We start from the raw sequence: 16,112 nt of genomic DNA on the forward strand, positions 1-16,112 counted from the left end.
AGGCCCCGCTTCCACGACTTCCGAACTGAGGAGGGCGACGGATGACGGAGTGGACGTGGGAGTGGAAGGGGTACGACCCCACTGCCGAACGGCTGCGGGAATCGCTCTGCACGCTCGGCAACGGCTACTTCGCCACAAGAGGTGCGGTGCCCGAGTGCCGGGCGGGCCTGGTGCACTACCCGGGAACCTACGCGGCCGGATGCTACAACCGCACGGAGTCGACCGTGGCGGGACGACAGGTGGTGAATGAGGACCTGGTCAACCTACCGAACTGGCTGCTCCTGCGCTTCCGCCTGCGCCGCCCCGAGGGAGCGTGGGGCCCGTGGTTCACCCCCCGTCCGCACGCCCTCCTGGACCACCGGCACACCCTGGATCTGCGCCACGCCACGCTCACCCGTGCCTTCCGCCACCGGGACGAGAGGGCAGGCGTGGTCGCTGTCGAGCAGACCCGCCTGGTGCACATGGGCGATCCTCATCTGGCCGCACTACGGACGGTCTTCACGGCCGAGGACTGGTCGGGAGAGGTCGAGATCGAGTCCTGCCTCGACGGCGAGGTACTCAACGGCAATGTGCACCGTTACCGTGCCCTCAACCACCAGCAGCTCACCCAGGTGCGGACCGGGTCGCGGGAACCCCACACCGTCTGGCTGACATGCCGGACCAGCACCTCCGACATCAGTGTCGCCATGGCCGCCCGGACGGTCGTCACCGACCGGCCTCCGACGTCGTCGGAGCTCCGCCCAGCCCGCCACCGTGCCGTTCACCGCCTGGTGGTCCCGCTCGCTCCCGGCCGGCCCGTCGCCGTGGAGAAGACCGTGGCGCTGCACACCTCGCGCGACACGGCGATCAGCGATCCTCTCGGGGCGGCCGTCGAGCGAGTGTCCTCGGCGGCAGCCTTCGTGGGCCTGCTGAACTCCCACGTCGCGGCGTGGGAGCGGTTGTGGCGGCGCGCGGAGATCGAGGTGCCCGGCCAGTCCGGGCGCGTCCTGCGCTTCCACCTCTTCCACCTCCTGCAGACGCTGTCACCGCACACCGCGGACCTGGACGTGGGCGTCCCCGCCCGGGGGCTGCACGGCGAGGCGTACAGGGGCCATGTCTTCTGGGACGAGCTGTTCGTCCTGCCGTACCTCAACCTGCACTTCCCGGAGGTCTCCCGGGCTCTGCTGAACTACCGGTACCGACGCCTCCCGCGGGCCTGCGAAGCCGCCGCCGCGACCGGCCGGAGGGGGGCGATGTACCCCTGGCAGAGCGGCAGCGACGGTCGGGAGGAGACCCAGGAGTGGCATCTCAACCCCAGCTCGGGGCGCTGGCTGCCGGATCACTCCCGGCTCCAGCACCACGTGGGCTCGGCGATCGCGTACAACGTGTGGCAGTACTGCGAGGCGACCGGTGACACCGAGTTCCTGCACACCAGGGGCGCGGAGATGCTGCTGCAGATCGCCCGCTTCTGGGCGGACCTCGCCGACTTCGACCCCGACACGGAGCGCTTCCACATCCGCGGCGTCGTCGGCCCCGACGAGTACCATGACGCTTACCCGGGCGCCGACCTGCCGGGGCTGGAGGACAACGCGTACACCAACGTCACCGCCGCCTGGGTACTCGGCCGCGCCCTGGACCTCCTGCGGCGCCTTCCCGCCTGGCGCCGGGAGGAGCTGCGCGATCGCATCCGCCTGGACGACGACGAACCCCTCAAGTGGGAGGAGATCTCCCGACGGTTGTGGGTGCCGTTCCACCGTGGCGTCATCAGCCAGTTCCAGGGCTACGACGATCTGGCCGAGCTGGACTGGAACGCCTACCGCACGCGCTACGACCACATCCGGCGGCTCGACCGGATCCTGGAAGCCGAGGGCGACACCGTCAACCGCTACAAGGCGTCCAAGCAGGCCGACGTCCTCATGCTCGGCTACCTCTTCTCACCCGGCGAGCTGCGGCAGCTGTTCGAGCGTCTCGGCTACGACCTGGACGACGACATCTGGCGCGGGACCGTCGACTACTACCTCCGGCGCACCAGCCACGGCTCCACACTCAGCGGCCTCGTCCACGGCCTGGTGCTCGCCAGGGCCAGAAGGGCCGAGGCGTGGCAGTACATCCACGAGGCCCTGGAGGCGGACATCGCCGACATCCAGGGCGGCACGACCGGTGAAGGCATCCACCTCGGGGCCATGGCCGGGACCCTCGACCTGGTCCAGCGCGGTCTGACGGGACTGGAGACGCGTGAGGACGCCCTGTGGCTGGACCCGGTACCTCTTCCGGCGCTCTCCGAGTACGGGTTCTCGCTGCGCTACCGCGGTCACTGGGGGGTCGGCGTACGACGCCGGAGCGGACAGCTGGAGATCGCTGTGCCCGACTCGGAGGAGTCACCGATCCGTGTGGTGCTGGCCGATCGGGCCGTGACCATCGCACCGGGGGAGACCTGCACGCTGGTGCTGCCGGCGAGTTGATCCGCGCGGATGGGCGTGCCGGACCCCGCGTCTGCCGCACGATCCGTCAGTTTGGGACCGGAGCCTCGAAAGCGGGGCCGCGTCAGGTGACCGGGCTGTGGGAGACGTGCATGAAGTGGTTGGTCTCGCTCGTTGGTGCCGGGCTCGTCATGATCACCTTGCGGGACCTGTTCCACACCCTCTGGCACCCCACCCGTCGCGGCGGCCTGAGCCGCCTCGTGATGAGCACGCTGTGGCGACTGGCCAGGCGCTTTCGGGCGCGCAGGCGAGTGGTCGGGCTCATCGGGCCGCTCGCCGTGGTGACGGTGGTGGGTATGTGGGCCGTCACCGTCATCCTCGGCTGGGCGATCATCTACTGGCCCCACATGCCCGGGGCGTTCACCTTCTCGCCCGGTTCCAAGGCGGCGCAGGAACCGGCGCTGTTGGACTCCGTGTACCTGTCGCTCGTCACCGTCGCCACCCTGGGACTGGGCGACATCGCACCTGGCGAAGGCTGGCTCCGTCTGGTCTCACCGCTGGAAGCCCTCGTCGGCTTCGCCCTCCTGACGGCCACGGTCTCCTGGGTGCTGGAGATCTACCCGGCGCTGACCCGCAGGAGGGTCCTGGCCATCCGGCTGGCGCTGTTGCGCGACGCGGACCCGACGACCCAGCATCTCGACTGCACGGCAGGGGCGCTGCTGCTGGACAGCCTGGCCACCGAAGTCGTACGCGTCCGCATCGACTTCACCCAGTACGCCGAGGCGTATTACTTCCACGACGGGGAGGACCACTCGTCGCTGGCGGCCGCAGTCGGCTACGCCGACACCCTTGCCCAGCGCGGCCGGGCAGCGCGGCGGCCGGAGGTGCGACTGGCCGGCGACCTGCTCGCCGGCGCGCTGAAGGACCTCGCCGCCATCCTTGACCAGCGATTCCTGCACACGGGCGGAGCGCCGACGGACGTCTTCGCCGCGTACGCCGCCGACCACGGCCGCAGCCGCGCACAGCTCTGAGCAAGGGTGCACTTTGAGAAGCGGGGGACCATCCCTCGGGGGTCGGTTCCCGGAGGCACGAGGGGATCGACTCATGGCATCGACACGATCGGCCTCCTCCTGGCGGTGCTGGTCACCGCGGCCGGCGTCCAGGACTCCGTGGTCGGCACCCAACTGCTCGACAGGGTTGCCGCCGGTCAACCCGCCGTCCGCAACATGTGGGTCGACAGCTGCGACCGCCAGCACCTCGTCGAGCATGCCGCCACTTTGGGCATCGACAGGGAAATCGTCTCACGCACCCCGGGGACCAGGGGATTCACCCCGATACCGACGCGATGGGCAGTCGAGCGGATCTGTGACGGCTGTTTCATGCTCCACCGTCGCCTGGCGCGCGATCACGAAACTCTCCCGGCCCGCTCCGAGGCCATGATCCACCTGGCGATGACCGACCTCATGGCCCGCCGCCTCACAGGCGAAGCCGCCATCTCCTGGCGCGACTCGGCATCACCGCATCGAATCCGCATTGCGGGATGAAACGTTGGGCGCTGAACGACCCCTCAGGCGGAGCGCCATCACGGGGCATGCGGCGACCGCGCGTCGGGCGTGGGGGAGCAGATCAGGCGGGACCCTGGGGTCGCGGAGCACGGGGTAGCCCCATTCGTCCAGGCCGACCAGTTCGGGGAGCAGTTCGGCACAGAGTCCGTGTCCGTCGCAGGCGGCGAAATCGACGGCCAGTACATGGGCTTGGGCTTGGGCGCGGGTCATCGCCATTCCTCCTCCTCAGGGGGCCGGGCGGCGGGCACGGGCAGGACGAGAGGGGCGTACGCGGTGCGGCATGGTCCGGCGTGTACGTGCCGGTGGACGTCGTCGGCGAAGACCCGCAGGGCAGAGGCGGCCAGCCGCGCCCCGCCGTCGGGATGGCTGCAGGCGCCGCGCCCCGGGAGCAGGCCGAGGCGGTGGTTCAGGCGGTCCAGCAGCTGCGCGTCCGCGCTGCCCCGGGCGAGCGCGGCGAAGTCCTCGGCGACGGCCGGCAGGCCGAACCAGCACGGCCCGCACTGCCGGGCGCTCTGCGCGGCCAGATAGCCCAGCGCGGCTGCCGTCTCGGCGAGCCCGCAGGTGCCTTCGGGCAACGCCACCAGGACGCCCGCGCCCCGTTCCGGCGCCGTGGTGCTCAGAGGCACCGGCAGCCAGCTGCCGAAGAAGCCGCCCGCGAGCACGGCCCCGAGCCGCCCCCGCTGGTCGCCGGCCCGTCGCAGCGCCGCCGTCACCGGGCTGCCCGCCGGGATCTCGTATACCCCTGGGCATGGGACGGCGCCCGAGACCGTGACCAGTGTGGTGCCGGGTGCCTGGGGACTGCCGCTCTCTCGGAACCAGGCGGGGCCGTAGCGGGCGATCAGGGCGAGGTGGGCCAAGGTCTCCACGTTGCCGATCAGGGTGGGGCGTTTGCCGACGCCCTTCTCGAAGGGGCGCGGTGGGGTGGCCCGGGGGCGGGCGTCGCCGCCGTTCAGCCAGCTGACCAGGGACGTCTCCTCGCTGGAGACGAAGTGGTGGGGCAGTGTGTGGACCCTCACCGGTACCGGGTCGAGCCCGGCGCGGCGCCGCTCGGCGACCGCCGCGGTGAGCTGGTCCGCCTGCGTCGCCCGGGTACGGGGCAGGCACAGATGCACGGCGTTGGCGCCGACCGCGACGGCGGCCAGCGCCGCGCCGTCCAGGACGAGGTGCGGGGCGACGGAGAGCAGTACCTCGTCCTTGTGGCTGGCCGGCTCGCTCTCCATGCCGTTGGCGACGACCACCGTGGGCTGGCTCGATCCGGCGACGGAGCGGAGCTTGCGGCCGGTGGGAAAGCCTCCGCCGCCCCGGCCGGTGAGCCCGGCCTCCTCCACGGCGCGTACCAGGGGCATCGCGATCCCGCGGCTGCGTGCCGAGGACAGCGGGGCCGGGCCGTACCTGCTGAGGTGTTCCACCAGGTCGGCGGGTCGGCCGGTGTCGTACCAGCCGTAGAGCAGGCGTTCGCCGTACGGGCCGCAGGGGGCCGCCGAATCTTCTCCGGCGAGGGCGGTCCCGGTGTCGGAGTTCATTCCGCGTCGTCTCCCTGGTGTGCGTCTTCCTCGTGTGTGTCTTCCTGGTCGTGCTGCTGGGGTGGGGGCGGTGGGGGCGGCGACCGATGGGGGGCCGCCGGGGCGGTGGACGGCGCCGGGGCCTGTGCCGTGCCGCCCGCGCGGTGTGCCCAGGCGGGCCGCAACGGGCCGACGGCCAGGAACGCGACCAGTGCCACGGGCACCATTACCAAGGCCGCCGTCGCCCACCGGCGAACCCGGAGCGCGGGTGTCCCGGCCCGGACCAGCCGCCACCACACGGCGGCCGCCACGGTCAGCAGGCAGCCCGCGTACAGCGCCAGTTGCGGGCCCAGGCGGGTGTCGGTGCCGGTGCCGGCCGCGTGGAAGAGCGCCACCGGCCATGATGCGTACGCCAGCCAGTGCACCGCCTTCCACCGGCGCCGGCCAAGGCGTCCGCGGACCGCGCTGGTGACCGCGACCGCCAGCAGGAGGTCGAGGGCCACCGCGCCCAGGCCGACCCAGAGCGGACGGTAGGAGGCCACGAACGGCACGAAGGCCGTCGGCCAGGTGAGGTGGGCGTAGCTGTCGGCGACGGCGGTGACGATGTGCATCCCCAGGAAGGCCAGGGTGAGCAGCGACAGGTTGCGGTGCAGCGCGGACACCTCGAACCGGCCCAGGCGCGACGGCGCGTACCGTCCCGCCGCCGCGATGCCGAGCGCGACCGTCGTGGTCAGCAGGACCAGCGAGACGGTGCCGCCGGCCCGGGTGGCGTACCAGAGCGGGCTGGGGCCGGAGGATCCCGCAGCGAGCAGGACGGCGCCGTTCATCGGTCGCCCCCGTCGTCGCCCCCGTCGGCGGGCCAGGATCCCAGGCACAGCACGCTTCCGTCGGTGCGGACCAGCCGGGCCGGCAGACCGGTGCCGCGCAGCCAGCCGGGGGCGCGTTCACCGAGGACCAGGGCCGCGGTGGTGGCGGTGTTGGCGTCTACGCAGCTGCCCGCGGCGACGCTGACGGTGCGCCAGACGGGCGGCGGGACGTCGCCGGTGTCCGGGTCGACGATGTGGTGGAGCGTCTGGCCGCCGCGCCGCCAGGTCCGTACGGTGGTACCGGATGTGGCGAGGCCGCCGTCGCGGATCGAGACGACCGGGCGTCCGGGGCCGGCGTCCAGGGCCGCGTGGTCGTCGGCGATCGCGACCCGCCAGCCGGCGGCCGGTGGTTCGCCCGCCGCCGACAGGTCGCCGCCGAGGTTGACCAGGACCCCGCAGCCCACCGCCGCGGCGGCCCGGCGGGCCGCCCGGTCCGCGGCCAGGGCCTTGGCCGTGGCGCCGAGATCGAGGGTCGTACCGGCGGGAAGGCGCAGCAGCCGCAGCACCGGGTCCCAGCGGACGGACGGCCAGCCCGCGGCGGGCCGTGGCGCGGTCGCCGGCCCGGTGTCCTCCGGCCGCCGCGCGGTCACTTGGGCGAAGGTGCGGTCGTAGCCGAGCGCCACGACCGCCGGGCCCACCGTGGGGTCGACGGCACCGTCGGTGAGTTCGGCCGCGCGCAGGGCCGTCTCCACAGCTTCGGCGAGCAGGGCGCTCACCGGTACGGGTCCGGTACCCGCGGTGGCGTTGACGCGGGAGAGCTCGGAGTCGGGGCGGAACCGGCTGCACGCCGCGTCGATGGCGGCCAGCTCGGCCCGCAGGATCAGCAGCGCGTCCTGGATGCGGGCCGGGTCGGCGGTGAGCAGCGCGGCTGTGGTGCCCAGCGCGGAGAAGACCGCGGTGGCGGGCTCCAGGTAAGCCGAGCGGGTGGCGGCGGTGCGAGCTGCCGCGGCCGGCAACGTGGTGCGCATGCTGCTTCCGGCTCCGCCTCGGGCGCCCGCCGACGTGGCGCTCACGACGCACCCGACTGGGTCTGCGGCGCCTGCTTGGTCGGTGCGGGCGCCTGCCCGGCGGGCTGGAGGCCGCCGCTCGTGCCCGTACGGGTGCCGCTCCCGTGGTGGGCGGGCTGGGCGATGCCAGGGATCGCGTGTGCGTACCCGGCGCCCAGCGCGGCGGTACCCGCGAGTGCCACGGCCGCCACCCAACGGGTCGTGGCGCTCACGCGCCGCAGCCCTCGTTCGCGGCGCCGGACGGAGTCACGCACAGATCGGTCGGCGGCTGCGTGCTGCTCGGGAAGAGGCATGGATGAACTCCCTCGCCAGGAGGCCGGTTTGTCCTACTACCCAGGCTGCCCGGCGGCCCGTCGGGAACCGGTTCAGGAGTTCTTCAGAAGCGGTAAAGATCCCGCCCGCCGCCGCGCGGCGGCTCCGGAGACGGCGGCGCGGGAAGATCCAGTACGACGGTCAGCCCCCCGCCGGCCGTTTGCTCCAGCCGTACGGTGCCGCCATTGGCGGTGACCAGCCGGTGCACGATCGCCAGCCCCAGGCCGCTGCCGGACGCCTCCGGATTGCCGAATCTCCTGAAGGCCGCTTCGCGCGCCGCCTGGCTCATCCCGGGACCGTCGTCCACCACCCGCAGCAGCACCCGCTCGCGCGTCGCCTTCCCCTCGACGCGTACCGCCGCGCCCTCACCCACCGCGTCCAGGGCATTGGCCACCAGGTTGTCGATCACCTGCTCCAGGTCCCCGGCTCCCAGGTACGCCGTCAGCCCGGCGCCGTATCGGCCGGCGAGCGACACCCGGCGCTCCCGTGCCACCGGCTCCCAGGCGGTGACCCGCTCGTCCACCACCTGGTCCACCCGGACCGGAACCGGCCTGGGCACCGAGGTCTCCGCGCGGGCCACCGCGAGCAGCCCGTCCACCAGCCGGGACAGCCGGGCGATCTCCTCCTGCGCGCCGGCGAACTCCGCCGCCGTGGCCTCGTCCGCGCCCGCCGCCAGCAGATCGAGCCGCAGCCGCAGCGCGGTCAACGGCGTCCGCAGCTGGTGGGAGACGTCGGCGACGACCGCCCGGTGCCCGTGGATCAGGGCCTCCAGGCGCGCCGCCATGGTGTTGAAGGTCGAGGCGAGTCTGCGCACCTCCTGCGGACCGCGCCCGCCCGGCGCCCGTACGTCCAGTGCGCCCTCGCCGAGCCGCAGCGCGGCGGCGTCCACGGCCCGCAGCGGGCGTCCGACCCAGCGGGCCAGCGCCACCGACAACAGCACGCCTGCCACCAGGCCGCCGGCCCCGATCAGCGCCAGCCGCCCCCACATCGCGTTGATCCGGTCGTCCATGCCCTCCGCCGACCTGGACAGCACCGCCACCCCGACCGGATGCGTGGCGTCGCCGATCGGCACCGCGACGACCAGCCGGTCCTCCCGCTCACGCGTGGCCGTCGCCGGGTGGACGAGCACCTGGTGCGCCAGGTCGCCCCAGCTGTCGGCGGCCTCGTCGTCCTCATCGCCTCCGGCTGTCCGCCCGGGGCACCCGGTGGCCGCCACGATCCGCCCCGCCGCGTCGAAGACCGCGGCGCAGTCCCCCGCCCGCTCGGCCTGTTCCAGGAGCCGTCGCATGGAGGCAGGGGATCGATGATCCGACAGGTGCTCCTCGGCCGCGGCGGCGATCGTCCGGTTCGCCGCCTCGGTCGTGTCCCGGAAAGAGGTGCGCTCACGCCCCGTCATGGACAGCCCCAGGGGCACGACGGCCAGCACCAGCAGCAGGACGATCAGCGTCATGAAGGTCAGTGCGATACGCCTGGTCATCGCGCACCAAGGTTCGGGTCCTGGCCCGGCTCAGGTACGCCGAGGCGGAAGCCCCGGCCGTACACGGTCTCCACCAGCCCGGGTACACCGAGCTTGCGGCGCAGCGCCGCGATGTGCACGTCCAGCACCTTGGTGGGGCCGTACCAATGCGCGTCCCAGGCGCGTTCCAGGACCTCCTGCCGGGTGACCACCCGTCCCGGATCGGCGGCCAGACACTCCAGGATGTCGAACTCCTTGGGTGTGAGCGCGACTTCGCGGCCACCGACGGTCACTTTGCGGGTCCGGAGGTCCACCGCGAGAGAGCCGTGCCGCAGCAACTCGGCGTCGGACGGCTGGACGCGGCGCAGCACGGCCCGGATCCGCGCCAGCAGCTCCGCCAAGCCGAACGGTTTGACCAGGTAGTCGTCGGCGCCCTCGTCCAGGGCCGCGACCCGGTCGGCTTCCTCCCCGCGCGCCGTCACCACGATGATCGCCGCGCCGGAGCGGCTCCGCATCCGGCGGCAGACCTCGACACCGTCCAGGTCGGGCAGCCCCAGGTCCAACAGCACCACATCGGGCACCGGGGCCGCCGCCAGCGCTTCCCGCCCGGTGCCGACTCTGCTCGCCTGGTACCCGGCCCGCTCCAGGCCCAGCACCAGGGAAACGGCGATCCCCGGGTCGTCCTCGACCACCAGCACACGCACACCGACATCCTACGATTCCGCCACCTCTGCACGGATTGACCGAGAGGCCCTCGTTGTGGACCGTTTGGCCCTGGCGTGCGGCGCGGTGCGCACGGTTGCATGAACACCCGGGGACACCCGGGGACACCCGGGGGCGCTGTCGCGCCCGGCGCGGGGACATCCCGGAGAAGCCGGAGGGCCGCTGTCGTGTCGCACAGGGGAGACACCGGGGACGGGCCGGGGCCGAAGGCCGACGGTGTCCGTCGACTGCTCGAACCGGCACTGCTGGCCACGACGACGGCCGCCCTGCTGAACGGTGGAATCGCCTGGGCGGCCGGGAACCAGAACGTCGCCGACGCCTGCTGGGCGGCCGGCACGGTGCCGGCCGTGGTGCCCGCCGTGGCCTGGGTCGTGGCCGCACTGCGGAAGGGGCGGGCCGGCGTCGACCTGATCGCCGTGCCGGCGCTGGCCGGGACCCTCGCGGTGGGCGGGTACCTGGCGGGTGCGCTGATCGCGTCGATGCCGGCGACCGGCCGGGCCCTGGACGCCGCGGCCGAGCGCCGGGCCTCCCACGATCTGCGTGCCCTTCTGGAGCACGCCCCCCCGCTCGGCCCGCCGCCGGACAGGCCGCAGGTGGCCGTGGTCCCGCTCGCCGATGTCGTCGTGGGCGACGTGCTCGTGATCGGCACAGGAGACGTGGTCCCCGTCGACGGCAGGTCCTGGCCGGTACGGCGGAACTCGACGAGTCCGTGCTGACCGGCGAGTCCGCCCAGGTCGAACGCGGCACAGACGAAACCGTACACAGCGGCGTCGTCAACGCGGGCGGTGTCTTCGAACTCCGGGCGACCGCCACCGCAGGACAGCACGTACGCGGAGATCGTACGGCTGGCTCAGCACGCGGGTGCGGAGCGGGCACCGACCGTCCGGCTGGCGGAGCGCTACGCGGCCTGGTTCCTGCCGCTGTCGGTGGGGTTGGCCGGTCTCGCCTGGCTGCTGAGCGGATCCGCCGTACGGGCGGTCGCCGTCCTGGTCGTGGCGACCCCCTGCCCTTTGCTGCTCGCGGCGCCGGTCGCCGTCGTCTCCGGACTGTCCCGGGCGGCCCGCCGCGGTGTCGTCGTCAGGGACGGCGGCGCGCTGGAGCGCCTGGGCCGGGCGCGCACCCTGGTGATCGACAAGACCGGCACCCTGACCGCCGGCCGACCGCGCGTCCTGGCGGTCGCCGCCGCCCCGGGGCGCTCCCCGTCCGACGTGCTGCGGCTGGCCGCGTCGCTCGACCAGATTTCCGCGCATGTGTTGGCCGACGCGATCGTCCGCGAAGCACGAGCCAGGGGCCTCGCGCTCGCCATGCCCGTCGATGCCACGGAGGAACCCGGGCGAGGACCCGTCGGCACCGTGGAGGGCCTCCGCCTGGGACTCGGCAGGTGCGGCATCCCGCAGAAAGCACTTCCCGACTGGGCCCGTGCCGTGGACAACCGTGCCGTTCTCGACGGGGCCGCCATCGCCTGGCTCACCGTCGACGACGTCCTCGCCGGCGCCGTCCTGCTCCAGGACCCGCTGCGCCATGACGCCCCGCGCACCGTCCGTCGCCTGCGGTCGGCGGGCCTGACCCGGCTGCTGATGCTCACCGGTGACCGCGCCGAGCCCGCCCGCGAAGTGGGCGCGGTGCTGGGCCTCGACGAGGTCCGGGCCGGTCAGCTTCCCGCCGGCAAAGTCGCGGCCGTACGGGTGGAATGCGCGCGGGCCGTCACTGTCATGGTCGGCGACGGCGTCAACGACGCACCGGCCCTGGCCGCGGCCGACGTCGGCGTGGCCATGGGTGCCCGCGGATCGTCCGCGACGTCCGAGGCCGCCGACATCGTCCTCACGACCGACCGGGTGGACCGCCTCGCCGACGCCATGGAGATCGCCGTACGGGCCCGCCGGATCGCGGTCCAGAGCGCCGCGGGCGGGATGGCGCTGTCACTGGTCGCCATGATCGCGGCCCTCCTCGGATGGCTGCCGCCTGCCATCGGAGCCCTTCTCCAGGAGACGATCGACGTCGCCGTCATCCTCAACGCCCTGCGTGTGCTGTTGCCGGCTCAGGGCGCCCGCATCGTTCTCGAACCGGACGCCGAGGACCTCGTCGAGCGTTTCGCGGCCGAACACCAAGACCTCAGGGACGTCCTGGACGCCATCCGTGACACCGCCGGCCTGCTCTCCACGCAGGGCGGTCCGGAATCGCTGGCCGCCGTGCGGCACGTCGACCACCTGCTCACCACACGGCTGCTTCCGCACGAGGACGCGGAGGAGCGGCAGCTCTACCCCGCGCTGAACAGACAACTTGGCGGACCGGAATCCACCGAGACCATGAGCCGGGCCCACACCGAGATAGCACGCCTCTCCCGCCGGATCACGATCCACCTCCGGATGGCGGACGCGACAGGCGCACTGAGACCGGAACAGATCGACGACCTGCGTGCCTGCCTGTACGGGCTCCACTCCGTTCTCCGCCTGCACTTCAGCCAGGAGGAGGAGAGCTACTTCTCGCTCGCTCCCTGAACCGGACCTCCAACGGGAATCACGGGGTCAGTGATCCCGATGAGGCTCAGAGGAAACTGAGAAGTCCCTGTGGAAAAGTGCCGACGCTCCCGCACCGCCCCCGTCCGGCCAGCCCCATGGAGAAAAAAACCCTCATGAGTCTCACTGTTGTCAACGGACTCCCCGCGCACGTCCTGTTCGTGCACTTCGTCATCGTGCTCGTGCCCCTGAGCGCCCTGGCACTCGTGGTGTGCGCGGCGTGGCCCGGCGGCGCCCGACGGCTCGGCCTGCTGCTGCCAGTTCTCACGCTCGTGACGCTGGCGAGCGTGCCGGTGGCCACACACGCGGGGGAATGGCTGGAAGAGCACGTCGGCAGCAATCCACTGGTGCGCAAGCACGCCGAACTCGGCGACGGCCTTCTGCCCTGGACTCTCGGCCTCTTCGTGATCTCGGCCGTCGTCTGGTGGACGGCCCGCCGCTCGGCGCCCGCCACGGACGGCACGGCGGGTGCTCCACGGTCGTCCTCGGCGCTGCTTCGGGGCGCGGTCGTGATCCTTTCCCTCGCTGTCGCGGTCGGCGCCGTGGTGGACGTCTACCGGATCGGCGACTCGGGCGCCAAGGCTGCCTGGCAGGACAACTACTCCAAGACGGCCACGCAGAACGGCGGCTGACGGACGAGGCCGACACTGGGCCACGGCTCCTCCGGATCGGCGGTCAGCACCCCGGCCACCGTGTTACGCGCGGAGACCCTGCCTGCGCCGTTGCGTGCCGACAATGGCTGATGGCCCGTCTGGAGGACCGGGGTGCCGCTGAGTCGGGGCTAGGGAACGGGCAGCGCGCTCTCGATCTCATCGACACCCCGGAGCTGCAACGTCGGAAAAGGACCACTCGGGCACGGGGAGACTCCTCCGGTCCGCTGCGGACCACGAGCACACCTACTCACGCAAGGACCTGAAAACGAAGCAGGCTATATCCCCCTACCACCGGTGGGCCCTGTGGGACTCGAACCCATAACCAATGGATTAAAAGTCCGGGTAGTAGGGGTACTGAACGGAGGTCTTGCCGTTGTCGGTGGTGATGGTGACGGCGCTCATCAGGTCTGTTCCTCCAGCTCCGGGGTGTGATGGTGTCCGGGGTGGGTGGTGCCGTCCTCGTCGGGGACGGCACCCTCGCAGCCGCCGCCCTTCCAGGGCGCTGCCCGCGACTTCGGCATCCCGTGGCGCACCGTATTCGGATACTCCCGCCCGCTGGGCAAAGGTAGGCGTGCTCAAGCGGCCCCCTGACCAGCTCCGCCTGTCCCGCCCCAGCCGCCAGGCCGAGGCCCCCCGGGTCACCCTCGCGGCCGCCTGAAGACCAACGCACGGCCGCTGCCGTTCGAACAGCGACCATCGACGCCCAGCCGAACGACAAGTGCGTGCTGTCCGGCCTCGGCCATGTCGTCATGCGGCTCCAGACGCGGCTGCGACCGGAACGCCCGTCGCGCGCGGGCCCACTGGCCGCCCGGCAACGTTGAGTTGAGCCAACCGCCGCCCGGTGGCGTGGGCGAAAGTTCCCCCGGCATGCGCACGGGATGCGAAGAACACACACTGGTCAGGAGGAGTACCGGCCGGGGTGGGCCACGCTCCATGGGCTCTCCCCGGCGCGAATAGCGACGCTCGAAGGAGACGGCCGTGACCATCGCCCGGGAGATCATGCACACCGGTGCCACGTGCATCCAGGAGAACGAGACGCTGGAGGCCGCAGCGCGCAGGATGAAGGAACTGGACGTCGGAGCCCTCCCGATCTGTGGGCCCGACGACCGGCTCCACGGGATCATCACCGATCGCGACATCGTGGTGAAGTGCCTCGCCAAGGGCAAGGATCCGAAGACCGTGACCGCGGGCCAGCTCGAACAGGGCAAGCCGATCACCATCGACGCCGACGCCGATGCCCACCAGGTCCTCCGGGCCATGGAGGAGCACAAGATCCGGCGGCTGCCGGTCGTCGACAACCATCGCCTCGTCGGCATGATCAGCGAGGCGGACCTCGGACGTCACCTGCCCGAGGACCAGGTGGGCCATTTCGTCGAGGTCGTCTGCGCGGCCCCCTGACCGACCGGATCCACGTCGAAAGCACGGTGCAGGAGGCCACGATGGGACGTCTCAACGAGCGGGTGGCGATCGTCACCGGCGGAGCCAGGGGCATCGGCGCCGCCGTAGCACGTCTGTTCGCCGCCGAGGGCGCTGTGGTGGTGGTAGCCGATGTTCTGGACGTCGGGGGGCGAAGCTGGCCGCGGAACTCGGTGGCCCGGCCCGTTACATGCACCTGGACGTCAGCACCGAGGACGGCTGGCAGACGATGGTGGCAGAGACGGAGCAGGCACTGGGCCCGGTCTCGGCACTGGTCAACAACGCCGGGGTCCTCGAGTGGGGGACCATCGAGGAACAGACCCTCGAATCCTTCCGGCGCGTCATCGACGTCAACCTGCAGGGCGCCTGGCTGGGTATGCGTACGACGGCACCATCCCTTCGCCGTGCCGGCGGAGGTGCGATCGTGAACATCTCCTCGCTCGCCGGCCTCACCGGCTATGCCGGCATCGGAGCGTATGTGGCCAGCAAATGGGGGCTGCGCGGGCTGACCAAGGCCGCGGCACTCGAACTGGCCCCGGACGGGATCCGTGTCTGCTCGGTCCATCCCGGTGCGGTGCGCACCGCGATGACGGCCGACTTCGACGACTCCTTCACAGCCGGACAGCCCCTGCCCCGATTCGGTGAGCCCGAAGAGGTCGCCCGCATGGTGCTCTTCATCGCCGCCGAGGCCACGTTCTCGACCGGCGTGGAGTTCGTCCTGGACGGCGGTGTCATCGCCGGCCCGCCGACCGTCCTGACTCCCGGCCAATGATCGGTCTGCAGAGCCAGGTCACCAACCTGTCCGTCTCTCCCCAAACAAGAGCGGCCAGGCCGAACTGAACCCGGTGGGAACCCGCGACTGCCCCGCAGCGGTGACCGGGAGCGACCGCCGTCATGTGCACTGGGCCCTGGAAACGGGTTCGGGAAGCTACGCAGCAGGAAGGCGAAGCTCCTGGGGCAAGTCCCACTCGTCAACCGGCGTGCCCGTGGTGGTGTGGCCGGTGGCGTACAGGTGCTGGACGTCGTGGACCGCTGTGGCCGGAAGCCGCCAGCGTCGACACGAGCGGCACCCTGCAGGCAGCGGCTGTCCAGGCCCTGACAGCAGTCCGCTTCGGGAGGAGGCCCCTCATGAGTGAACAAAGACCCCTCGCCCCTGGCGAGGCATGGCGGGCAGTGGCCGCATGCTTCCTCACCACCCTCCCACTGCTCGCGCGGCGCCGGGTACGTCTGCCGAAAGAACGGCTGGGAATGAGGCTGTGCTTCTCCGACGGCACCTCGGCCCGGGTGTACCGGGAGACCCGCATGGGCAGCGGCCTGGCGAAGGACCCATGCACGCTCGTGGTCGAATTCAGGCTGCGCCTGGTCCGCGGGCCGGCGCACGCCCTGTTCCGCGCGGAGAGCCTGCTGAACACCCCACTGTTCGTCGGCTTCCCCGGGTTCACCTCGAAGCTGTGGCTGGCCCACGACGAGTGCGACCGTTACCGCGGGGTGTACGAGTGGGATGGCCAGGAGCGCGCCGAACACTATGCGCGTTCCCTGTGGCGGGTTCTGGCGCTGGTCAGCGTGCCGAGCTCGATCCGCTATGCAGTCCTGCCCGGGCTGCGCCGCGACGCGATCATCGCAGATCCTGGGCTGGCCGAGAGCCTGACGCCGGACGACACCGCGGCATGGTGGCGCATCAAGGGCACGGCATGAAA

At 72.1% G+C, this 16,112-nt stretch carries 15 protein-coding genes, 2 pseudogenes and 1 riboswitch; of the genes and pseudogenes, 10 read left to right on the forward strand and 7 right to left on the reverse strand.

Annotation, left to right across the window (positions count from 1 at the left end; all coding sequences use genetic code 11):
- Window positions 1–41 precede the first annotated feature (41 nt).
- The 3 genes and pseudogenes from QA861_RS04635 to QA861_RS04645 form a co-directional block, all read left to right on the forward strand.
- Window positions 42–2,441 (forward strand): glycoside hydrolase family 65 protein, encoded by a 2,400-nt coding sequence (locus QA861_RS04635; protein ID WP_334586913.1) that lies wholly within the window; start codon window positions 42–44, stop codon window positions 2,439–2,441.
- A 110-nt stretch (window positions 2,442–2,551) separates the two neighbouring features.
- Window positions 2,552–3,430 carry a potassium channel family protein gene (locus QA861_RS04640; protein ID WP_334586914.1) on the forward strand — a complete coding sequence of 293 codons (879 nt, stop codon included), beginning with the start codon at window positions 2,552–2,554 and terminating at the stop codon, window positions 3,428–3,430.
- Window positions 3,431–3,511: 81 nt separating this feature from the next.
- A pseudogene (locus tag QA861_RS04645) lies at window positions 3,512–3,943 on the forward strand (transposase family protein); the annotation flags it as partial.
- Here QA861_RS04645 and QA861_RS04650 read toward each other — a convergent pair.
- From QA861_RS04650 to QA861_RS04680, 7 genes are all read right to left on the reverse strand, one after another.
- Complete coding sequence (locus QA861_RS04650) at window positions 3,914–4,180, reverse strand: ferredoxin (RefSeq protein WP_334586915.1); 267 nt, start codon at window positions 4,178–4,180, stop codon at window positions 3,914–3,916. The pseudogene QA861_RS04645 and the gene QA861_RS04650 sit on opposite strands and share 30 nt — an antisense overlap.
- Window positions 4,171–5,487 (reverse strand): NADH-ubiquinone oxidoreductase-F iron-sulfur binding region domain-containing protein, encoded by a 1,317-nt coding sequence (locus QA861_RS04655; protein ID WP_334586916.1) that lies wholly within the window; start codon window positions 5,485–5,487, stop codon window positions 4,171–4,173. The genes QA861_RS04650 and QA861_RS04655 overlap by 10 nt, the downstream gene beginning before the upstream one ends.
- Window positions 5,484–6,293 (reverse strand): ferric reductase-like transmembrane domain-containing protein, encoded by an 810-nt coding sequence (locus QA861_RS04660; protein ID WP_334586917.1) that lies wholly within the window; start codon window positions 6,291–6,293, stop codon window positions 5,484–5,486. The genes QA861_RS04655 and QA861_RS04660 overlap by 4 nt, the downstream gene beginning before the upstream one ends.
- On the reverse strand, window positions 6,290–7,300 hold the full coding sequence (locus QA861_RS04665; RefSeq protein WP_334586918.1) for an FAD:protein FMN transferase: 1,011 nt from the start codon (window positions 7,298–7,300) through the stop codon (window positions 6,290–6,292). Before QA861_RS04665 ends, QA861_RS04660 begins: the two co-directional genes overlap by 4 nt.
- Before the next feature lie 41 nt (window positions 7,301–7,341).
- The gene (locus tag QA861_RS04670; RefSeq protein ID WP_334586919.1) at window positions 7,342–7,632 is read right to left on the reverse strand and encodes a hypothetical protein; all 291 of its coding nucleotides are present in this window, start codon (window positions 7,630–7,632) and stop codon (window positions 7,342–7,344) included.
- 83 nt (window positions 7,633–7,715) lie between these two features.
- A complete protein-coding gene (locus QA861_RS04675) occupies window positions 7,716–9,128 on the reverse strand; it encodes a sensor histidine kinase (RefSeq protein WP_334586921.1) in 1,413 nt (470 codons plus the stop codon).
- Window positions 9,125–9,811, reverse strand: coding sequence for a response regulator transcription factor (locus tag QA861_RS04680; protein ID WP_334586922.1), 687 nt, complete (start codon window positions 9,809–9,811; stop codon window positions 9,125–9,127). Before QA861_RS04680 ends, QA861_RS04675 begins: the two co-directional genes overlap by 4 nt.
- Before the next feature lie 186 nt (window positions 9,812–9,997).
- On the opposite strand from QA861_RS04680, the gene QA861_RS46985 reads away from it, so the two are divergent.
- From QA861_RS46985 to QA861_RS04705, 7 genes and pseudogenes are all read left to right on the forward strand, one after another.
- Window positions 9,998–10,546, forward strand: a complete 549-nt coding sequence (locus QA861_RS46985) for an HAD family hydrolase (RefSeq protein ID WP_443041442.1) — start codon at window positions 9,998–10,000, stop codon at window positions 10,544–10,546.
- Window positions 10,540–10,593: pseudogene (locus QA861_RS47385) on the forward strand (hypothetical protein); the annotation flags it as partial. The gene QA861_RS46985 and the pseudogene QA861_RS47385, both read left to right, overlap by 7 nt.
- 22 nt (window positions 10,594–10,615) lie before the next feature.
- Complete coding sequence (locus QA861_RS46990; protein ID WP_503461731.1) at window positions 10,616–12,328, forward strand: heavy metal translocating P-type ATPase; 1,713 nt, start codon at window positions 10,616–10,618, stop codon at window positions 12,326–12,328.
- Window positions 12,329–12,462: 134 nt separating this feature from the next.
- Window positions 12,463–12,978 (forward strand): DUF2231 domain-containing protein, encoded by a 516-nt coding sequence (locus QA861_RS04690; RefSeq protein ID WP_334586923.1) that lies wholly within the window; start codon window positions 12,463–12,465, stop codon window positions 12,976–12,978.
- A 999-nt stretch (window positions 12,979–13,977) separates the two neighbouring features.
- Entirely contained in the window at window positions 13,978–14,397 is a 420-nt protein-coding gene (locus QA861_RS04695; protein WP_334586925.1) for a CBS domain-containing protein, read from the forward strand.
- 208 nt (window positions 14,398–14,605) lie between these two features.
- Entirely contained in the window at window positions 14,606–15,187 is a 582-nt protein-coding gene (locus QA861_RS04700; protein WP_443041443.1) for an SDR family NAD(P)-dependent oxidoreductase, read from the forward strand.
- Window positions 15,188–15,256: 69 nt separating this feature from the next.
- Window positions 15,257–15,382: riboswitch (cobalamin riboswitch) on the forward strand.
- Window positions 15,383–15,543: 161 nt separating this feature from the next.
- Window positions 15,544–16,110: a hypothetical protein gene (locus QA861_RS04705; RefSeq protein ID WP_334586926.1), complete on the forward strand. Its 567-nt coding sequence runs from the start codon at window positions 15,544–15,546 to the stop codon at window positions 16,108–16,110.
- Window positions 16,111–16,112 lie beyond the last annotated feature (2 nt).

This window comes from Streptomyces sp. B21-083, assembly GCF_036898825.1.
In the GTDB taxonomy this organism is placed as follows: Bacteria; Actinomycetota; Actinomycetes; order Streptomycetales; family Streptomycetaceae; genus Streptomyces.

Coding starts and splice junctions, on each gene's coding strand:
- QA861_RS04635 (WP_334586913.1), top strand. CDS start 42: ATGACGGAGTGGACGTGGGAGTGGAAGGGGTACGACCCCACTGCCGAA.
- QA861_RS04640 (WP_334586914.1), top strand. CDS start 2,552: ATGAAGTGGTTGGTCTCGCTCGTTGGTGCCGGGCTCGTCATGATCACC.
- QA861_RS04650 (WP_334586915.1), bottom strand. CDS start 4,180: ATGGCGATGACCCGCGCCCAAGCCCAAGCCCATGTACTGGCCGTCGAT.
- QA861_RS04655 (WP_334586916.1), bottom strand. CDS start 5,487: ATGAACTCCGACACCGGGACCGCCCTCGCCGGAGAAGATTCGGCGGCC.
- QA861_RS04660 (WP_334586917.1), bottom strand. CDS start 6,293: ATGAACGGCGCCGTCCTGCTCGCTGCGGGATCCTCCGGCCCCAGCCCG.
- QA861_RS04665 (WP_334586918.1), bottom strand. CDS start 7,300: ATGCGCACCACGTTGCCGGCCGCGGCAGCTCGCACCGCCGCCACCCGC.
- QA861_RS04670 (WP_334586919.1), bottom strand. CDS start 7,632: ATGCCTCTTCCCGAGCAGCACGCAGCCGCCGACCGATCTGTGCGTGAC.
- QA861_RS04675 (WP_334586921.1), bottom strand. CDS start 9,128: ATGACCAGGCGTATCGCACTGACCTTCATGACGCTGATCGTCCTGCTG.
- QA861_RS04690 (WP_334586923.1), top strand. CDS start 12,463: ATGAGTCTCACTGTTGTCAACGGACTCCCCGCGCACGTCCTGTTCGTG.
- QA861_RS04700 (WP_443041443.1), top strand. CDS start 14,606: ATGCACCTGGACGTCAGCACCGAGGACGGCTGGCAGACGATGGTGGCA.
- QA861_RS04705 (WP_334586926.1), top strand. CDS start 15,544: ATGAGTGAACAAAGACCCCTCGCCCCTGGCGAGGCATGGCGGGCAGTG.